At 65.0% G+C, this 16,584-nt stretch carries 16 protein-coding genes; 13 read left to right on the top strand and 3 right to left on the bottom strand.

Features of this window, described 5'->3' with window-relative positions; all coding sequences use genetic code 11:
- The first annotated feature begins 23 nt into the window (after positions 1–23).
- The 5 genes from ACZ1JV_RS17620 to ACZ1JV_RS17600 are packed head-to-tail and all read left to right on the top strand — an operon-like array spanning position 24 to position 2,773.
- On the top strand, positions 24–650 hold the full coding sequence (locus ACZ1JV_RS17620; protein WP_465149850.1) for a glutathione S-transferase family protein: 627 nt from the start codon (positions 24–26) through the stop codon (positions 648–650).
- Positions 647–1,135 carry a VOC family protein gene (locus tag ACZ1JV_RS17615; protein ID WP_465149849.1) on the top strand — a complete coding sequence of 163 codons (489 nt, stop codon included), beginning with the start codon at positions 647–649 and terminating at the stop codon, positions 1,133–1,135. Before ACZ1JV_RS17620 ends, ACZ1JV_RS17615 begins: the two co-directional genes overlap by 4 nt.
- The gene (locus ACZ1JV_RS17610; protein WP_465138393.1) at positions 1,132–1,797 is read left to right on the top strand and encodes a glutathione S-transferase family protein; all 666 of its coding nucleotides are present in this window, start codon (positions 1,132–1,134) and stop codon (positions 1,795–1,797) included. Before ACZ1JV_RS17615 ends, ACZ1JV_RS17610 begins: the two co-directional genes overlap by 4 nt.
- A gap of 23 nt (positions 1,798–1,820) precedes the next feature.
- Positions 1,821–2,279 (top strand): SRPBCC family protein, encoded by a 459-nt coding sequence (locus tag ACZ1JV_RS17605; protein ID WP_465149848.1) that lies wholly within the window; start codon positions 1,821–1,823, stop codon positions 2,277–2,279.
- Positions 2,276–2,773, top strand: a complete 498-nt coding sequence (locus tag ACZ1JV_RS17600; RefSeq protein ID WP_465149847.1) for a GFA family protein — start codon at positions 2,276–2,278, stop codon at positions 2,771–2,773. Before ACZ1JV_RS17605 ends, ACZ1JV_RS17600 begins: the two co-directional genes overlap by 4 nt.
- Before the next feature lie 17 nt (positions 2,774–2,790).
- On the opposite strand, the gene ACZ1JV_RS17595 is transcribed toward ACZ1JV_RS17600, so the two are convergent.
- Positions 2,791–3,381 carry a DnaJ domain-containing protein gene (locus ACZ1JV_RS17595; protein ID WP_465149846.1) on the bottom strand — a complete coding sequence of 197 codons (591 nt, stop codon included), beginning with the start codon at positions 3,379–3,381 and terminating at the stop codon, positions 2,791–2,793.
- Between the two features lie 39 nt (positions 3,382–3,420).
- Here ACZ1JV_RS17595 and ACZ1JV_RS17590 point away from each other — a divergent pair, with 39 nt between their 5' ends.
- On the top strand, positions 3,421–3,693 hold the full coding sequence (locus tag ACZ1JV_RS17590; RefSeq protein ID WP_465138389.1) for a BolA family protein: 273 nt from the start codon (positions 3,421–3,423) through the stop codon (positions 3,691–3,693).
- A 186-nt stretch (positions 3,694–3,879) separates the two neighbouring features.
- On the opposite strand, the gene ACZ1JV_RS17585 is transcribed toward ACZ1JV_RS17590, so the two are convergent.
- Positions 3,880–4,917, bottom strand: a complete 1,038-nt coding sequence (locus ACZ1JV_RS17585; protein WP_465149845.1) for a DUF2332 domain-containing protein — start codon at positions 4,915–4,917, stop codon at positions 3,880–3,882.
- 36 nt (positions 4,918–4,953) lie between these two features.
- Between ACZ1JV_RS17585 and hisG the strand changes: the two genes are divergently transcribed.
- From hisG to ACZ1JV_RS17550, 7 genes are all read left to right on the top strand, one after another.
- Positions 4,954–5,610, top strand: coding sequence for an ATP phosphoribosyltransferase (gene hisG / locus ACZ1JV_RS17580; protein WP_465149844.1), 657 nt, complete (start codon positions 4,954–4,956; stop codon positions 5,608–5,610).
- Positions 5,610–6,899: a histidinol dehydrogenase gene (hisD, locus tag ACZ1JV_RS17575; RefSeq protein ID WP_465149843.1), complete on the top strand. Its 1,290-nt coding sequence runs from the start codon at positions 5,610–5,612 to the stop codon at positions 6,897–6,899. Before hisG ends, hisD begins: the two co-directional genes overlap by 1 nt.
- Positions 6,896–7,351, top strand: coding sequence for a transcription antitermination factor NusB (gene nusB, locus ACZ1JV_RS17570; RefSeq protein WP_465149842.1), 456 nt, complete (start codon positions 6,896–6,898; stop codon positions 7,349–7,351). The genes hisD and nusB overlap by 4 nt, the downstream gene beginning before the upstream one ends.
- 70 nt (positions 7,352–7,421) lie before the next feature.
- The gene (gene thiL, locus ACZ1JV_RS17565) at positions 7,422–8,381 is read left to right on the top strand and encodes a thiamine-phosphate kinase (protein ID WP_465149841.1); all 960 of its coding nucleotides are present in this window, start codon (positions 7,422–7,424) and stop codon (positions 8,379–8,381) included.
- 972 nt (positions 8,382–9,353) lie between these two features.
- Positions 9,354–11,447 carry a sodium-translocating pyrophosphatase gene (locus ACZ1JV_RS17560; RefSeq protein ID WP_465149840.1) on the top strand — a complete coding sequence of 698 codons (2,094 nt, stop codon included), beginning with the start codon at positions 9,354–9,356 and terminating at the stop codon, positions 11,445–11,447.
- Between the two features lie 111 nt (positions 11,448–11,558).
- The gene (locus tag ACZ1JV_RS17555; protein ID WP_465149839.1) at positions 11,559–12,722 is read left to right on the top strand and encodes a GNAT family N-acetyltransferase; all 1,164 of its coding nucleotides are present in this window, start codon (positions 11,559–11,561) and stop codon (positions 12,720–12,722) included.
- On the top strand, positions 12,719–13,582 hold the full coding sequence (locus ACZ1JV_RS17550) for a transcriptional regulator (RefSeq protein WP_465149838.1): 864 nt from the start codon (positions 12,719–12,721) through the stop codon (positions 13,580–13,582). The genes ACZ1JV_RS17555 and ACZ1JV_RS17550 overlap by 4 nt, the downstream gene beginning before the upstream one ends.
- A gap of 187 nt (positions 13,583–13,769) precedes the next feature.
- Here ACZ1JV_RS17550 and ACZ1JV_RS17545 read toward each other — a convergent pair whose 3' ends face one another.
- Positions 13,770–16,460, bottom strand: a complete 2,691-nt coding sequence (locus tag ACZ1JV_RS17545) for a M1 family metallopeptidase (protein ID WP_465149837.1) — start codon at positions 16,458–16,460, stop codon at positions 13,770–13,772.
- Between the last annotated feature and the right edge of the window lie 124 nt (positions 16,461–16,584).

Here is a 16,584-nt window from a genome sequence, read left to right as displayed (position 1 = left end):
GATGCACGTGAAGGAGCACGGGAATGGCCGACTACACCTTCTACACCAACCCCATGTCGCGCGGTCAGATCGCCCGCTGGGCGCTGCACGAAGCCGGCGCCGATTACGATCAGGTGATCATCGACTGGAAGGAGAAGCCGGCGGGCTTTCTGGACATCAACCCGATGGGCAAAGTGCCCACGATCGTCCACCACGCCGTATCCGGTGACCGGGTGGTGACCGAAGCCGCCGCGATCTGCCTCTATCTTGCCGAGATGCACCCCGAGGCCGGCCTGCTGCCCAGCGACACGGAAATGGCGGACTATTACCGCTGGACCTTCTTCGCATCCGGCCCGGTGGAACAGGCCATCACATCGCGCCACTTCAAGAGCGAACCCGCGCCCGAGCAGGAGATGATGGCCGGCTGGGGCAGCTTCGACCGGACGATGAACGCGCTGGAAAAGCACTTTGACGTCAACGACTGGGTCTGCGGCGGCCGCTTCACCATGGCGGACGTCTATGTGGGCAGCGCGGTGGACTGGGGCCTGACGTTCGGCACGATGCCCCCGCGCCCGGCCTTCGTCGCCTATGCCGAACGGCTGCAGGCCCGCGATGGCTACAAGGCCGCCAAGGCGGTGGACAACACCCTGATTGCGGAGATGAAGAAATGACCGCGAAAAACAGGATCTGCCTCTGGTATGACGGCACGGCCGAAGATGCGGCCAATTTCTATGCCAGCGTCTTTCCGGACACCAGGGTTACTCAGGTCGTCAACTCGCCTACCGACTATCCGGACGGCAAGGCGGGCGATGTCATCACCGTGGAATTCTCGGTGATGGGAATCGAATGTATCGGCCTGAACGGTGGCCCCACTTTCCCGCACTCGGAAGCGTTCTCCTTTCAGGTCGAAACGCTGACGCAGGAAGAAACCGACCGCTACTGGAACGCCATCGTCGACAATGGCGGCGCCGAAAGCATGTGCGGCTGGTGCAAGGACAAGTGGGGGCTGTCCTGGCAGATCACGCCCAAGGCCCTGTCCGACGCCCTTACCAATCCTGACCGCGCCGCCGCCAAGCGGGCGATGGAAGCGATGATGACGATGCGCAAGATCGACATCGCCACGATCGAAGCGGCACTGGCGGGGAGCACTGCGTGAACCCTGCCCCCAGTCTGGAACTCTTCGGCCACCCCTTCTCGTCCTATACGTGGAAGGCGCTGATCGCGCTCTATGCCTACGAAGTGCCGTTTGCATTTCGCATTTTGGATGCAGAGCACCCGGAAAATGCCGAAGTCGTGCAGACGGCCGGACCGCAAGGGAAGTTCCCGGTGCTCCGCGACGGCGAGAACCTGCTGTTCGAGGCAAGTTCCATCCTCGAATATATCGACCGGCACCATATCACCCCGGGCACCTTGATCCCGGAGGATCCCGATGCGGCAAACGCCATCCGGATGCTCGACCGCGTCTTCGACAATTACGTCATGAACGTGATGCAGGTGGTGGTGGACGAATACATTCGCAGCCCCGAGGCGCCGGACATGGCCCGCTGTGCCGAAGCGCGCACCAAGCTGGAACGCACTTACGCCTGGCTGGAAGGGTGGCTGCAGTTCTATCCGCGGATGGATCACATCACGCTGATCGAATGTGCCGCCGCGCCTTCGCTGTTCTATGCGGACTGGGTGCATCCCATTCCCGAAGAACTGCCACGCCTTCGGCAATGGCGCGCGCACTTGCTGTCGCTGCCCGCCATCGCCCGCTGCGTCGACGATGCGCGGCCGTTCCGCCCTTATTTCCCGCTGGGCGCGCCCGACCGCGATTGAACGAAAAAACGGAGAGAATGCCCGTGAGCGATACCGACCACGAACTTGTCGTCACCCGTTACATCGATGCCCCCGTTGGCGAAGTCTGGGACGTGCTGGCCAACCGTCAGGAAGAGTGGTGGTGCCCCCGCCCCTGGCGCGTCGAAGTGGATGAGCAGGACCGGCGGCCCGGCGGCGTCTGCCGGATGACCATGTACGGCCCCGATGGCGAAGTGGCGCCGCAGAACGGGATCTATCTGGCATTCGACGAAGGCCGGCGATTCGTGACTACCGACGCGGTCACCGGAGATTTCCACCCGGCCGGCCCCTTTATGATCGGCATCTGGGAAGTCGCCCCCGAAGGCAACGGCACCCGCTACACCGCCCGTGCGCGGCACTGGAACGCCGAAACGATGAAGCAGCATGCCGATATGGGCTTCGATGAGGGCTGGTCCGCCTGCGCCGAGCAACTCGCCGAAATCTGCGAAGGCAAGGCGGCTTGAGCCAAAGCTTGCACCGGGGAGCGGAAGGCGGCTGCACTTGCGGCAAAGTCCGCTACCGCCTGCTGGACGACCCCATCGTCGTTCATTGCTGCCACTGCCGCTGGTGCCAGCGCGAAAGCGGAACGGCCTTCGCGCTCAACGCCGTGATCGAGGCGGACCGGGTAGAACTGATCGGCGGAACCGCGCCCGAACGGATCGACACGCCCTCGCTCAGCGGCAGGGGGCAGGCGATCCTGCGCTGCCCCACCTGCAAGGTGGCGCTCTGGAGCCATTATGGCGGCGCCGGCGACAAGGCCGATTACATCCGCGTCGGCACGCTGGACGATCCCGACGCCTGCCCGCCGGACGTCCATATCTTCACGGAGAGCAAGCAGCCCTGGCTCGTCCTGCCCGATGGTGCGGAACAGTATCCGATCTTCTATTCGGGCAAGGATATCGTGCGCATCTATGGCGAGAGCGGCGCCGCTCGCTGGGCCGTGCTTCGGGGCCGCTGAACAAATAGGGCCACAGATCAGGCGAAGGCATTGGCCTTGTTGAGCACCTGATAGGCCTCCACCACCGCCTGAAGCCGCGCGGTATGGCCATGGTCGCCGCCATTGTGATCGGGATGGTACTGCCGCAGCAGGCGGGTGTAGCGCAGGCGCAGCGTCTTGCGGTCAATATCGCCATCCAGCCCAAGAATGCCCAGCGCGCGCCGCTCATCCAGCGTGAAGCGGCCATTCTCCGGCTTCATGTCGGCATGGCGCTGGCGAACATGGGCCCTCGCCCGTCCGCTGATCGCTTCCAGCGGGTCGGAAAAATCGGCCCAGCGCGGCGCACCGTCTACCCCGGCATCGGGCCGGAACGCGCGCGTCTGCGTCTCCCAGCCATGCAGGGGCGATTGAGCGCGGAAGATCTCCTCCGCATCCATGCCTTCGAAATAGTCATAGCCAGCGTTGAATTCGCGCACATGGTCCAGACAGAACCAGCGGTAGTCGCCCGGACCGTCGAAACTGGGCGTGCGTGCGCCCGGCGCGCGGAATTCGCCGTCCTCGTCGCATCCCGGCCAGCTGCATGTGCGCCCGCCGGATTCGACCCTGCCATGAAATCTAGAATGTCTCACCGGCTTCCAGATGGGGGATCGAACGCCTAAATGGAAGCCATGACCGGACCTCTCGAACAGGAAATGCGGCAATTGCTCGCCGCCGCCTTCGCCCCCACGCAGCTTGACGTGATCAACGATTCCGCCACCCATCGCGGCCATTCGGGCGATGACGGCAGCGGCGAATCGCACTTCACCATAGAGATCGAATCAGCCCAATTCGCCGGCGTTTCCCGCCTTCAGCGGCAACGGCTGGTCAATGCGGCGCTGGGCGACATCCCCGGCAACCGCGTTCACGCCGTCGCCATCAAGGCCCGTGCACCGGGAGAGTGAGCCCTTTCGGCTGAAGTTACTGACCCTGGTTCAAATAGACTGACCTAGGTGCAGATACATCGTCGCCCCCCGCGAAGGCGGGGGCCCCGCTTCCTTCGCGTCTCGCACCAGGAATATCGGGATCCCCGCCTTCGTGGGGATGACGGATGCCTTTATGACGTGGGGCAAAGTTCAGCGACGAGCGACTTAGCCCAGCCATTCGATCCACGCGCCGTGAGCATGGGCGTGGGCAAGCAGGTGCCATTCCTCACCGCCGGGCCAATAGCGCACCTTCACGCCGTGCCCCAGCAGTGTGCGGTCGGCCTCCACGGCGATCCACGCCAGCGGCCGCTCCGGGCTCGCCTTTGCACCTGCTGCCTCCATCGCGTGACGGATCCGTTCCCGCTGATCCTCGGGAACGTATTGCATCACGATCGAGTGCATCAGCACCCGCGTCACGCCCTCGGCCTGCGGCAGGGCCAATTGCTGCTCCACAAAATCTGCGGCGTTCATCTTCACCAGATCGGGGGCGCGCTCCTGCGCCGCGGCAATCGCGGCATCCAGCCGAGAGAAACGCTCGACATGTTCCGGCCAGATATAGGCACGCAGCCGCTGCGCCTGCGCCGGATCGGCAAGGTCCACCGGGGCGATGTCGCACCCTTTCAGCGACGCAAAGGAAATGGCTCCGGCCGGCGGCGGCGATCCGCGCCATTCCGGATTGAATGCCATCACCGGGGCTGCCGGCCCCACTTCCACACCGCCCAGATCGTAGCGGTAGCGATCCAGCATCAGGTTGATCCCGGCGCTCGCCCCGATTTCAAGGCATTCGAACCGCCCCGGCAGCCCCTGCCCCGCAAGCCACAGCATGGCCGCCACGAAATTCGACGAACGTCCCGCCTCATTGGTCTGCGGCGGTCCATCGAGCCAGGGCATCAGGTCTTCGCCCCGCCGTTTCGCCACCTCGCCGACGATGGCCGCATCATCCGCCGGCTCGCCCGCATAGAGCGCATGGATGCCCCCGGTCGCGCGCAACGGCACGGCGTCGGCCAGCGGCATGCCCTGCCATTCCCTGATCCGCGTCAGAAACGGGCCGGCATCGGCATCGTCCAGAACCGCCGCCAACGCCGCAACGATCCGTGCGGTGATCGGCGCGCCGTTCTTACGGCAATAGGCAACCTGATTGGCGAAAGCCTCAGCCACGCCATCACCGATACCATCGGCGAATCGTTTCTCGTCCTGTGCCATGTTGCCCTTTCGTCACTTGCCGCCTATGCGCGCACCATGCCGACAACCTTGACCTTTGCCGTGCCCAAGGGCCGAATCCTCGACGAAGCGCTGCCGCTGATGGCGCGTGCCAGTGTGGTGCCCGAGGCTGAGTTCCACGACAAGAAATCTCGCGCCCTCTCTTTCGCGTGCGAGAACAGCGACATGCGCCTGATCCGCGTGCGCGCTTTCGACGTGGCGACTTTCGTGGCGCATGGCGCGGCGCAAGTGGGCATCGTCGGTTCGGACGTTGTGGAGGAATTCGCCTATCCCGACCTCTACGCCCCCGTCGACCTCGATATCGGCCACTGCCGCCTGTCGGTTGCCGAGCGTGAAGGTGAAGTGGGCGGCGCGCTGCCCTCGCACTTGCGGGTGGCCAGCAAGTATCCGAACCTTACGCGCAAACACTACGAAAAGCTGGGCGTGCAGGCCGAAGTGGTGAAGCTGAACGGCGCGATGGAACTGGCGCCGTCGCTGGGTCTGTCGAGCCGGATCGTCGATCTGGTTTCCACCGGCCGCACGCTGAAGGAAAACGGCCTCGTCGAAACGAGCCGCATTCTCGACATTTCCGCGCGCCTCATCGTCAATCGCGCCGCTCTGAAGACCGACGAGCGTGTCGCCGCGCTGGTCGATGCCTTCCGCGCGCTGGTGGCAGAGCAGAAGGCCGCCGCCTGATGCAGCGTCTATCCAGCAAGGATGCCGGGTTTGCCGAAGCGTTCCAGCGCGTCGTCGCCGACCGCCGCGAGAGCGCGACGGACGTGGCGCGCGACGTGGCCGATATCCTCTCCGCCGTGCGTGAACGCGGTGATGCCGCGCTTGCCGACTACACCGCCCGCTTCGACGGCCACGATCTCGACCAAACCGGCTGGCGCGTCGACGCCGAGACCTGCCGCGCTGCGTTCGAGGCCCTGTCTCCCGAACTGCGCAGCGCCCTCGAACTCGCAGCGGAGCGCATCCGCGCCTATCACGCGGCCCAGTTGCCCGAAAACCGCGACTATACCGATGCCGCCGGCGTGCGGCTCGGTGCCGTATGGCGCGCGGTGGACGCGGCTGGCCTCTATGTTCCGGGCGGCCGCGCAGCCTATCCCTCGTCGATGCTGATGAACGCGATTCCCGCCAAGGTGGCTGGCGTCGAGCGTCTCGTCGTCGTCACGCCGACCCCCAAGGGCGAAGTCAATTCGCTCGTCCTCGCCGCCGCGCACCTTGCCGGTGTCGATGAAGTCTGGCGCGTGGGCGGCGCCCATGCCGTGGGCGCGCTGGCCTATGGCACCGACAAGATCGCGCCCGTCGACGTCATCACCGGCCCCGGCAATGCCTGGGTGGCCGAAGCCAAGCGCCAGCTTTACGGCGTCGTCGGCATCGACATGGTGGCCGGCCCCAGCGAAATCCTCGTGATCGCCGATGCCAAGAACGAACCGCGCCGCATCGCCGCCGATCTGCTGAGCCAGGCCGAGCACGACCCCACCTCGCAGTCGATCCTCATCACCGACGATGCCGCCTATGCCGACGCCGTTGCCGAGGCGGTGGAGATCGAACTCTCCGCCCTCGCCACCGAGGCGACCGCGCGCCAGTCGTGGAACGACTACGGCGTGATCGTCGTCGTCGAAAGCTTCGACGAGGCGCCGGCGCTGGCCGATGCCCTCGCCGCCGAACACGTAGAGATCGCCACCGACGATCCCGAAAGCCTGTTCCGCAAGATCCGCCACGCCGGATCGGTGTTCCTGGGCCGCATGACCCCCGAAGCGGTGGGCGATTACGTCGCCGGCCCCAACCACGTGCTGCCCACCGGGCGCCGCGCGCGGTTCGCTTCGGGCCTTTCCGTCCTTGATTTCATGAAGCGCACCAGCTTCATCCAGCTCGATCAGGCGGCGCTTGAGGCCATTGGCCCCGCCGCCGTTGCCCTTGCCGATGCCGAAGGGCTTCCCGCCCACGCGCGCTCCATTTCCGTGAGACTTTCCCAATGAGCAAATCCCAGCCCAATTCGAAGCAGGCCCGCTCGGCCGCGCGCCTCGCCGCCGTTCAGGCCCTCTATCAGTTCGAGATGGAAGGCACCCAGCAGGCCATCCTGCTCGACGAATTCCACCGCCACCGGCTTGGCGCGGAAATCGATGAGGAACAGTACGCCAAGGCCGAAGTCGCCTTCTTCGACGACGTGGTGAAAGGCGTGATCGCCCGCCGCGACGAGATCGATGAATTGCTGGCCGGCAAGCTGGCCGAAGGCTGGTCGCTCGCCCGTCTCGACAAGACCATGCTGCAGATCCTGCGTGCGGGCGCCTACGAACTGCTGGCCCGTCCGGACGTGCCGACCGGCGCGGCGATCGGCGAATATCTCGACGTCGCCCACGCCTTCTTCGACGCGCGCGAGGCGAAGTTCGTCAACGGCGTGCTCGATGCCGTTGCCAAGGCCGTTCGCTGACGTTTTTGCGCAGCATGAGCGTGCACTCCTGATCTCGACAATGGGCCCTGCGGGGCCCATTGTTATTTTTATGACCCGCGAATTCGCCTTCATCGAAGCCCTGCGCGCCATTGCCGTAAGCCCGGCCGCGCGCGGACTTGCCGACGATGCGGCCGTGCTGGAGATCGGCGGCGAAAAGCTGGTCCTGACCATGGACACGCTGGTCGAGGGCATCCACTTCCTGCCCGACGATCCGCCCGAAAGCATCGCATGGAAACTGGTCGCGGTGAACGCGTCAGACCTTGCCGCGAAGGGCGCCGAGCCGCTCGGTTGCCTCAAGTCGCACGCCCTTGGCGAAGACGAATGGGACCACGCCTTCCTTGGCGGCATGGATCAGGCCTGCCGCCATTTCCACCTGCCTTTGCTGGGCGGCGACACCGTGCGGATGCCGCGCGGTTCGGCGCGCAGCTTCTCGCTCACCGCTATCGGTCGCGGCCTTGAGGATGTGGCCGTTCCCACACGCAGCGGCGCACAAGTGGGCGACGTTGTGTGGTGCAGCGGTACGCTAGGCGATTCCGGCCTCGGCCTCGCCCTGCTGTCGGACAGGGTGAAGGACGTCAGCCCCGATCACACCTGGCTGATCGACCGCTACCGCCGCCCGATGCCCGAACCGGCTCTGGGCGTGGCGCTTGCCCCGCTGACCACTGCGATGATGGACGTATCGGACGGCCTGCTGATCGACGCACGCCGCATGGCGGACGCAAGCGCTGTCGCCATCCATTTCGATGCCTACGAAGTGCCGCTTTCGGACGCTTATTGCGCTGTCGCCGGAGACAATGTCGAACAACGCATCGCGGCGATGACGGCAGGCGACGACTACGTTTTGCTGTTCACCGCCCCGCCCGTGAACAGCGCTTATCTGCGCGCGGCAGCCAAAGGTCTCGATACGCAAATCCACGCCATCGGCACGGTTGCCGAGGGTAGCGGCATCGTTCTCGAGTGGAAGGGGGCGCCGATTTCCCTGCCGGATCGGCTGGGTTATCAGCATTAAACTGGAGCACGCACTTGCGCGGCGGCAATTGCCGCCCGCTTTGAGCGATTTTGGTACTTAAGCTGCCTTTCCGGATACGCCCCAAGTCGGCCGTTCAATTGCCCGGTGGCGCTTCCCGAAAGCAGCCGGTAAGCTAAATCGATGATAGCATTCCCAAGAGCGCTACGCCCGTCGGCATTCGGATTTGCTGCGTTGGTCGCAATCGCTTCGTCATCTCTGCAAGCCGCACCCCAGATACCGCTAGCAGCAGGAACCGACGCGCAGTTGAGTTTGGTGAAAGCGGCAGCGAAAAAGTGCGGATTCCGGCGTTTTCGCGTCGGGGAGAGCGCATTCTCGTATAGGTATCTCTATACTGACGACGATCTCGGGTCCTATCCCTGCATCAAAAGCTGGCTGAAAAAGTCGGCACGAGGCATCGGCCTTGCACCTCGTTACGAAGGTGATGCTTACGAGCGGTGAAAAGCACAACGTCTGCTATCTACGACCCGTTTCCTGAGAGCGCCATGTCAGCAATCCACCCAAAGTCGTCGTCCCCGCGTAGGCGGGGACCCCGCTTTTTCCTTCAGGCGTGAAGTCGTGGCACCAGGTAGCGGGGCCCCCGCCTTCGCGGGGGCGACGAGACATGGGAGAGACCTTGGACTGGCAACCTCCCACCAAAAGCTGCCCCCGCCGCCCGCTCAGGCTGAGCTTGTCGAAGCCCCCGAGACGAGGCGCAAGGCTCCCCATCCTTCGACAGGTTCAGGATTAGCGGGGGTGGATAGGGTGAGGTGCGCTTTCCGGACTGCGTACTGCCGTTCGGGCAAGATACTCCCTCATACCAAACACCCCTTCCCGCCAAGTTCCACCCCGACAAAATCGACTTCGGACGAAGTCGCTTGCCAGTAATCCTCCTTGTCTATAGCCCTTTACGTCCAGAACGGGAAAACCCGTCGAAATAGCGAATGTTCGCATTGGGAAAAAAGGGGGCGTTTTGTGAATCCAGTCACGATCGCAATTATCCTGGGGCTTCTAGCCATTCTCTATGGCTTCATTACGAGCAGACAGGTCCTTGGCGCTGCGGCCGGGACCGACAAGATGCAGGAGATCGCCGCCGCCATTCAGGAAGGCGCGCAGGCGTATCTGAAGCGGCAGTATTCGACCATCGCCATCGTCGGCATTGTGGTCGCCATCATCATCTCGCTGACGCTGGGACATGTCTCCGCCATCGGCTTCGTCATCGGCGCGATCCTTTCGGGCGCTGCCGGGTTCATCGGCATGAACATCTCCGTTCGATCGAACGTGCGCACCGCTGCCGCCGCGCAGACCGGGCTGCAACAGGGCCTGACGCTGGCGTTCCGCGCGGGCGCCATTACCGGGATGCTCGTGGCCGGCCTCGCGCTGCTCGCCATCGCGGTGTTCTACTGGTACCTAACCGGTCCCGGCGGCCACACCGTCGGCGGAGAGGACCGCACCGTGGTTCAGGGGCTTACCGCCCTCGCCTTCGGCGCCTCGCTCATTTCGATCTTCGCACGCCTCGGCGGCGGCATCTTCACCAAGGCCGCAGACGTCGGCGCCGACCTTGTCGGCAAGGTGGAAGCCGGCATTCCCGAAGACGATCCCCGCAACCCCGCCGTCATCGCAGACAATGTGGGCGATAACGTGGGCGATTGCGCCGGCATGGCCGCAGACCTGTTCGAAACCTACGTCGTCACCGTGGGCGCCACGATGGTGCTGACCGCGCTGCTGATGAAGGATATCGCCAATCTGCAGGCGCTGATGGCGCTGCCGCTGCTGATCGGCGGCGTCTGCATCGTCACTTCCATCATCGGCACCTATTTCGTGCGGCTGGGTGGTTCGCAGAACATCATGGGCGCCATGTACAAGGGCTTCCTGGTGACGGCGGTACTCTCGATCCCCGCGATCTGGTGGGCCATCGGCTATACCCTGGGCGATCGGAACGCAGAGATCGGCACGATGGGCTTTTCGGGCAACACGCTGTTCTATTGCGCGCTGGTCGGTCTGGTCATTACGGGCCTGATCATCTGGATCACCGAGTACTATACCGGCACCAACTATCGCCCGGTTCGCTCGATCGCCAAGGCATCGGAAACGGGCCACGGCACCAACGTGATCCAGGGCCTTGCCATCAGCCTTGAGGCGACAGCGCTGCCCACGCTGGTGATCGTTACCGGCATCATCGTTGCCTACCAGCTCGCCGGGCTGATCGGCATCGCTTATGCGGCGACCGCGATGCTGGCTCTGGCAGGCATGGTCGTGGCGCTGGACGCTTATGGTCCGGTGACGGACAATGCCGGCGGCATTGCCGAAATGGCCGGGTTGGACGACAGCGTGCGCGAAAAGACCGACGCGCTGGACGCGGTGGGCAACACCACCAAGGCCGTTACCAAGGGCTATGCGATCGGTTCGGCCGGCCTTGCCGCGCTGGTGCTGTTCGCGGCCTACACCACCGACTTGCGGGAGTTCTTTCCGGATCTCAACGTCGATTTCAGCCTTGAAAACCCCTACGTCATCGTCGGGCTGCTGCTCGGCGCGCTCTTGCCCTATCTGTTCGGCGCAATGGGCATGACGGCAGTGGGCCGCGCGGCGGGCGACGTGGTGGTGGACGTGCGAGAGCAGTTCAAGGCCAATCCCGGCATCATGACCTACGAATCCAAGCCGGACTATGCACGGACGGTGGACCTGGTGACCAAGGCGGCGATCAAGGAGATGATCGTCCCCTCGCTGCTGCCGGTGCTGGCGCCGATCGTCGTCTACTTCGTAATCTCGTTCGTCGCGGGGGTCGAGAACGGCTTTGCCGCGCTTGGCGCACTGCTGCTGGGCGTGATCGTCGGCGGCCTGTTCGTCGCGCTCTCGATGACATCGGGCGGCGGCGCGTGGGACAACGCCAAGAAGTACATCGAGGATGGCCATCACGGCGGCAAGGGCTCCGAAGCCCACAAGGCCGCGGTGACGGGCGACACGGTGGGCGATCCCTACAAGGATACAGCGGGCCCGGCCGTCAATCCGATGATCAAGATCACCAATATCGTCGCCCTCCTGTTGCTGGCCGCACTGGCCGCAGGTTGACGACAACGATCAAGCAGGAAGGCGCTGGCGGGAGATCCCTGCCGGCGTCTTTCGCTTTTTCCGTGTTGCCGTTAGCGTTTCCTTGAAACCAGGGCGCTAAAGACAGGCTCCATGTTCAGTTCCTCCTCCCCCCTGCACGAGGACGACATCGTCGATCCCGCCGTGCCGGCCTCCGCCGGGGACGGAACGATCGCCTGCGTCCCCTGGCGCGCGATGGAAGGCGAAGTGGAGGCGTGGGACGCGCTCGCCCGGCGGACCAGCGAACCCAATCCCTTTTACGAAAGCTGGTACCTGCTGCCTTCGCTGCGTCACCTTGGCGGCGCCGAAAGCGTGGCGATGCTGCGGTTTGAGCGGAACGGCCGGTTGGCGGGCCTGCTGCCGCTCGCCCGCAACCGCTGCTATTACCGCTGGCCCATCCCCAATCTGTCCGGCTGGCTTCACGCCAATGCGTTCCTGGGCACGCCGCTGATCGAGCGCGGAGCGGAAGCCGCGTTCTGGCGCGCCGTGCTTGCCTGGGCGGATGGTTCGCCGGGAACCGCGCTGTTCCTGCATTTGCGCGCCATGCCGCTGGACGGACCGGTTCATCGCGGACTGACCGACGCGCTGGGCACGCGCCTATGGGCGACGGTGCATCGTGAGGAACGCGCCCTGCTGCAGTCGAGCCTCTCTCCCGACGGCTATCTGGAATCCTCGCTCTCCGGCAAGAAGCGCAAGGAAATCCGCCGCCAGTGGAACCGGCTGGCCGAGCGGGGGCACCTCACGATAGAGCGCTGTCGCGACGAGAATGGGCTGGATGACTGGATCCGCACGTTCCTCGCGCTGGAAGCGGCCGGGTGGAAAGGGCGTACCGGATCGGCTCTGGCCAGTGACGAGGGCACCGCAGCCCTGTTTCGCGATGCGCTTGCCGGTGCCGCCGCCTATGGTCGGCTGGAACGCCTTGCCCTCAGGCTGGACGGCAAGCCGGTGGCCATGCTGGCGACGTTCCTTACCCCGCCCGGCGCCTTTTCCTTCAAGACCGCGTTCGACGAGCGGTTCGCCCGCTTTTCGCCCGGGGTCCTGCTTCAGCGCGAATATCTCGACATGCTCACCCGGCCCGAGATCGACTGGACCGACAGCTGCGCGGCGGAGGATCATCCGATGATCGACCATATCTGGCGCGAACGCCGTCAGGTCGGGCGGCTTTCCATCGCCATCGGCGGGCGCCTGCGCCAGGCGCTCTTTCGCCGTTTCGTCGCTGCCGAACTGGCGCGCAATCCCGCAGGACCCCGCGCATGAACGCCCTTCCCCCCTCTGGCCGTCCGGTTTTCGACGATGGCGCGCGCGACGCCTTCGTACAGAACTATCCCGAAGTGCCGCACAGGCTGGAGCATGGCCTGCGCAGCCTTCCGCTGCTGGAACTGGAAGCGCTGGCCCTGCTGGCCGAGACGCTCCCTGCCCGGTCGGTCGAATACAATTTCGGCAACCAGCCACTGGGCGTCGACGGCAAGCCGGAACCCACCGGCATTCCCATCGGCCGCACCATCCGCGAGATCGAGACGACCAACTCGTGGGCGGTGATCAAGAATATCGAGCAGCACCCGGACTACGCCCGTCTGCTGGAAGACCTTCTTTCGGAACTGCGCCCCGTCATCGAGGCCCGCACCGGGCGGATGATGAAGCTGCAGGGCTTCATCTTCGTCACTTCGGCCGGCGGCGTGACGCCCTATCACTTCGATCCCGAGCACAATATCCTGCTGCAAGTGCGCGGCCGGAAGGTGATGACCCAATTCCCCGCCGGAGACACCCGCTTCGCGCCGGATGAGGTGCATGAAACCTATCACACCGGCGGCGGGCGCGAACTCAGGTGGCGGGACGAGTTGCTGACCGGCGGCCGCGAATTCGCGCTGCAGTCTGGCGAGGCTGTTTTCGTGCCGGTGATGGCACCGCATTTCGTGCGCAACGGTGAGGAACCGTCGGTCTCGCTATCGATCACCTGGCGGTCCGAGTGGAGCTTTGCCGAGGCGGATGCGCGCGCGTTCAATGGCGTGCTGCGGCGTATGGGGCTGAAACCGAAAGCACCGGGCCGCTGGCCGGCGCGCAATCGCGGCAAGGCTTTGGCGTGGCGCGTGCTGCGCAAGCTCGGCGTTGGGCAGTAACAGGCGGCGCACCAGCCCAACCAACCACTACCTGCTCCTATCTCGTCATCCCCGCGAATGCGGGGATCCCGCTTTTACTCGCAGGCGTTGCGAGAAGGAAGCGGGGCCCCCGCCTTCGCGGGGGCGACGATTGAAGGAGGCCGATGGTGGAGGGAGAAAGGCTTGAAGCGCTCCCTCCCCGCCCTCGTTACTTCGCGGTCTTCACCCACTTGGCAACCTGATCGCGCTGACGCGGGCGGTTGGCAATGCGCTCTTTCAGAGAGGTCAGCGCCTGCACCACCGGCTTGGCCTCGTCCACCGGAAGCGTGGCGGCATAGGCCTCTACCTTGGCGACCATGGCCGGATCGGTGCTGCCGGCCACGATGCGGGCGAAGAAGCGCGCACGTCCCGAATGTTCGATCAGCGCGTCGACCTTGTCCTGATTGGCGCGCACGAAATCGAACGCCATTTCCGAATGCGAACGGGCTACCGAGGTGATGATCTGCGAGGCGCTGGTGGCATCGGGCGTGCCCGAAATCGCCAGTGCCAGCGCATCCTTGGCCAGCGCGTCATCCTTGGCGAGGCCGAGGTTGGAATAATACATCTGCCGCTCGACGAAGCTGGTGGCGCCGGCAGCCTGCTTGCGCAGCAGCTCCCAGTCGGCACGATTGGCGTTCGCCGCGGCAACCGCGAGCCAAGTACCCTTCAGCGGACCATCGAGCGACTTGGGATCGGCGGCAAGGCCCTGCAGACGGCGGCGCGCTTCTGCAACCACGCGCGGATCGCCCACCGAACCCAGCGTGTCGATCAGCTGCGCCCGCAGCTTGGTATCCACCAGCGGCTCCCCGGCAACCGGATCGAAGCCCAACTTGTCGAGGCGCGGCGACCACAGCTTGGAAATGCGGGCACCCAGCGCGGTGCGCGCCGGCTTGGCAGCGTCGCCATCGAGCAAGCCGTAGACGGACTGCCACTGCGCGGCGACCTTGCCCGCCAGCGTCGCATCGGCAGAATTCGGGAAGGCGGCCAGGAAATCGAGGCCGACCGACATGTCCTGATAGCCGGCCAGCGCCAGCGAGAGATTGTCGCGAACAAGGCCGTACTGGTCGATCGGCGCGAACGAGGCGAACGCACCGACCAGCGCCTTGGCGGCCGGGGCCGAATAGAGCGTACGGTAATAGCCAAGCTGGCCGGCGTTCACGAGCACCGGACCGCAGCCCTGCAACGTCACGCTTTCGCTGCGGCCCGCCATCAGGTGCCGCGCAGGCTGCGCATCACCCACGCGAACCAGCAGCGGCATCGGCCAGAGCGGCGATTCGGCCGCGCGCACAGCCGGGTCCAGCGTGAAGGCGTCTTGCGTCAGATCGAGGCGCGTCTGGCCGTTCTTGCACGCCACCGCGTTCACGCGCAGCAGCGGCACGCCCGGCGTGTGGGTGAACGCCTCCGCAATGCGGTCCACGTCCTTTCCGCCGGCATCTTCCATCGCCGCCCAGAGATCGCGGCTGGCGGTGTTCGAATAGGCGTGGCGCTTCATGTAAAGCTGCATGCCGCTGCGCCAGGTATCCGGCCCCACGTAGTCTTCCAGCATGGCGATGACCGCCTGCCCCTTCTGGTACGTGATCGAATCGAAGGCCTGCTCCATCTCCGAAACGGTGCGCACCTTCTGCACCACCGGGTGCGTAGTGGGCAGCGCGTCCAGTGCCATGGCGCCTTCGCGGCCGTCGATGCCGCCCAGCTTCCAGTTCCATTCGGGGTGGAAGTGATCGGTGACCTTGTCCGCCATCCAGCTGGCGAAGCCTTCGTTCAGCCAGATATCGTCCCACCAACCCATCGTCACCAGATCGCCGAACCACTGGTGCGCGGTTTCATGCGCCTGCACCGAATAGATCGACTGCACGCCGGAGGGGCTGGTGGTGGCGGGATCGAGCAGCAGGATGCGCTCGAACGTCATGATCGCGCCCCAGTTCTCCATCGCGCCGAAGAATTGCGAGGTGCCGGGCGCCGCAATGTTGTCCAGCTTGGGCAGCGGGAATTTCACGCCGAAGTAATCGTCGTACCAGGGCAGGATCTGGGCGAGGCCTTCGCGTGCGAAGTCCGCCTGCTTGCCGCTGCCGGTCGGGGCGACGATGCCCACTTCCACGCCGTCTGCCGCCCTCTGGGCAGAGCGTTCGAAATCGCCCACGCCGAAGAACAGCAAGTAGGAACTCATCTTCGGCGTGGTGCCGAAAGTCACCCGCTTCAAGCCGCCGGCCAGCACTTCCTGTCCCTTCACCGGCATGTTGCTCAGCGCCATGCGATCGGCCGGGACGATGGCCGAAAGGTCGAACGTCGCCTTATAGCTGGGTTCGTCGAAGCTGGGGACGAAGCGGCGCGCGTCGGGCGCTTCGAACTGGGTGAACAGGCCGCGCACTTCCTTGCCCGTGCGCTTGTCGGGATAGTCGAGCGCGAAGAGCCCCGAAGGCTGCGTGCCGATCTTGCCCGAATAGGCCACGTCGAGACGGTACTGGCCCGGCGCGATCGACTTGGGCGCGGCGAAGCGCAACGTCTGCGCAGCTTCGTCGGCCGTGACGGTCAGCGGAACCGGCTTGCCGTCCGCACCGACCAGCGCCGCATTGGCGACGGCAAGGCCGTTGCCGTGCAGCACCAGCGCGTCGGTCGCGGAAAAGACAGTGACGTCGATCGAGACTTTGCCAGTGAACGTCAGCGCCTGAGCGTCGGGCGTCACTTCGATGCGGTAATGCGTAGGGCGGGCATTGCGCGGCAGGTCGCTGGGCACGCTTTCGGCAAGCGGCGCGGCGGCAGGCGTGGGCTGCAACGGCGCAGCGGCAGCGAAAGCGTGGGCGGAAACGGCGAAAGCGATCACGGCACCGGCCGTGGCAAGGGAACGCAAGGAAGAACGCATGAGGAGGAAAGCTCCGGGAGATCGGGTGGCCGTTGCGCGATCGGAACGTCGCGCCAGTCATGCGCGCGTCATAGCCGGAACTGCGCTTGGGAGCCACTCAGGCCCCATGTCGTTCGTCGATGCG

This window comes from Novosphingobium sp. BL-S-19 (genome assembly GCF_055521675.1).
Note: the sequence above shows the minus strand (reverse complement) of the source record. Positions and strands in the feature narration are given on the sequence as shown.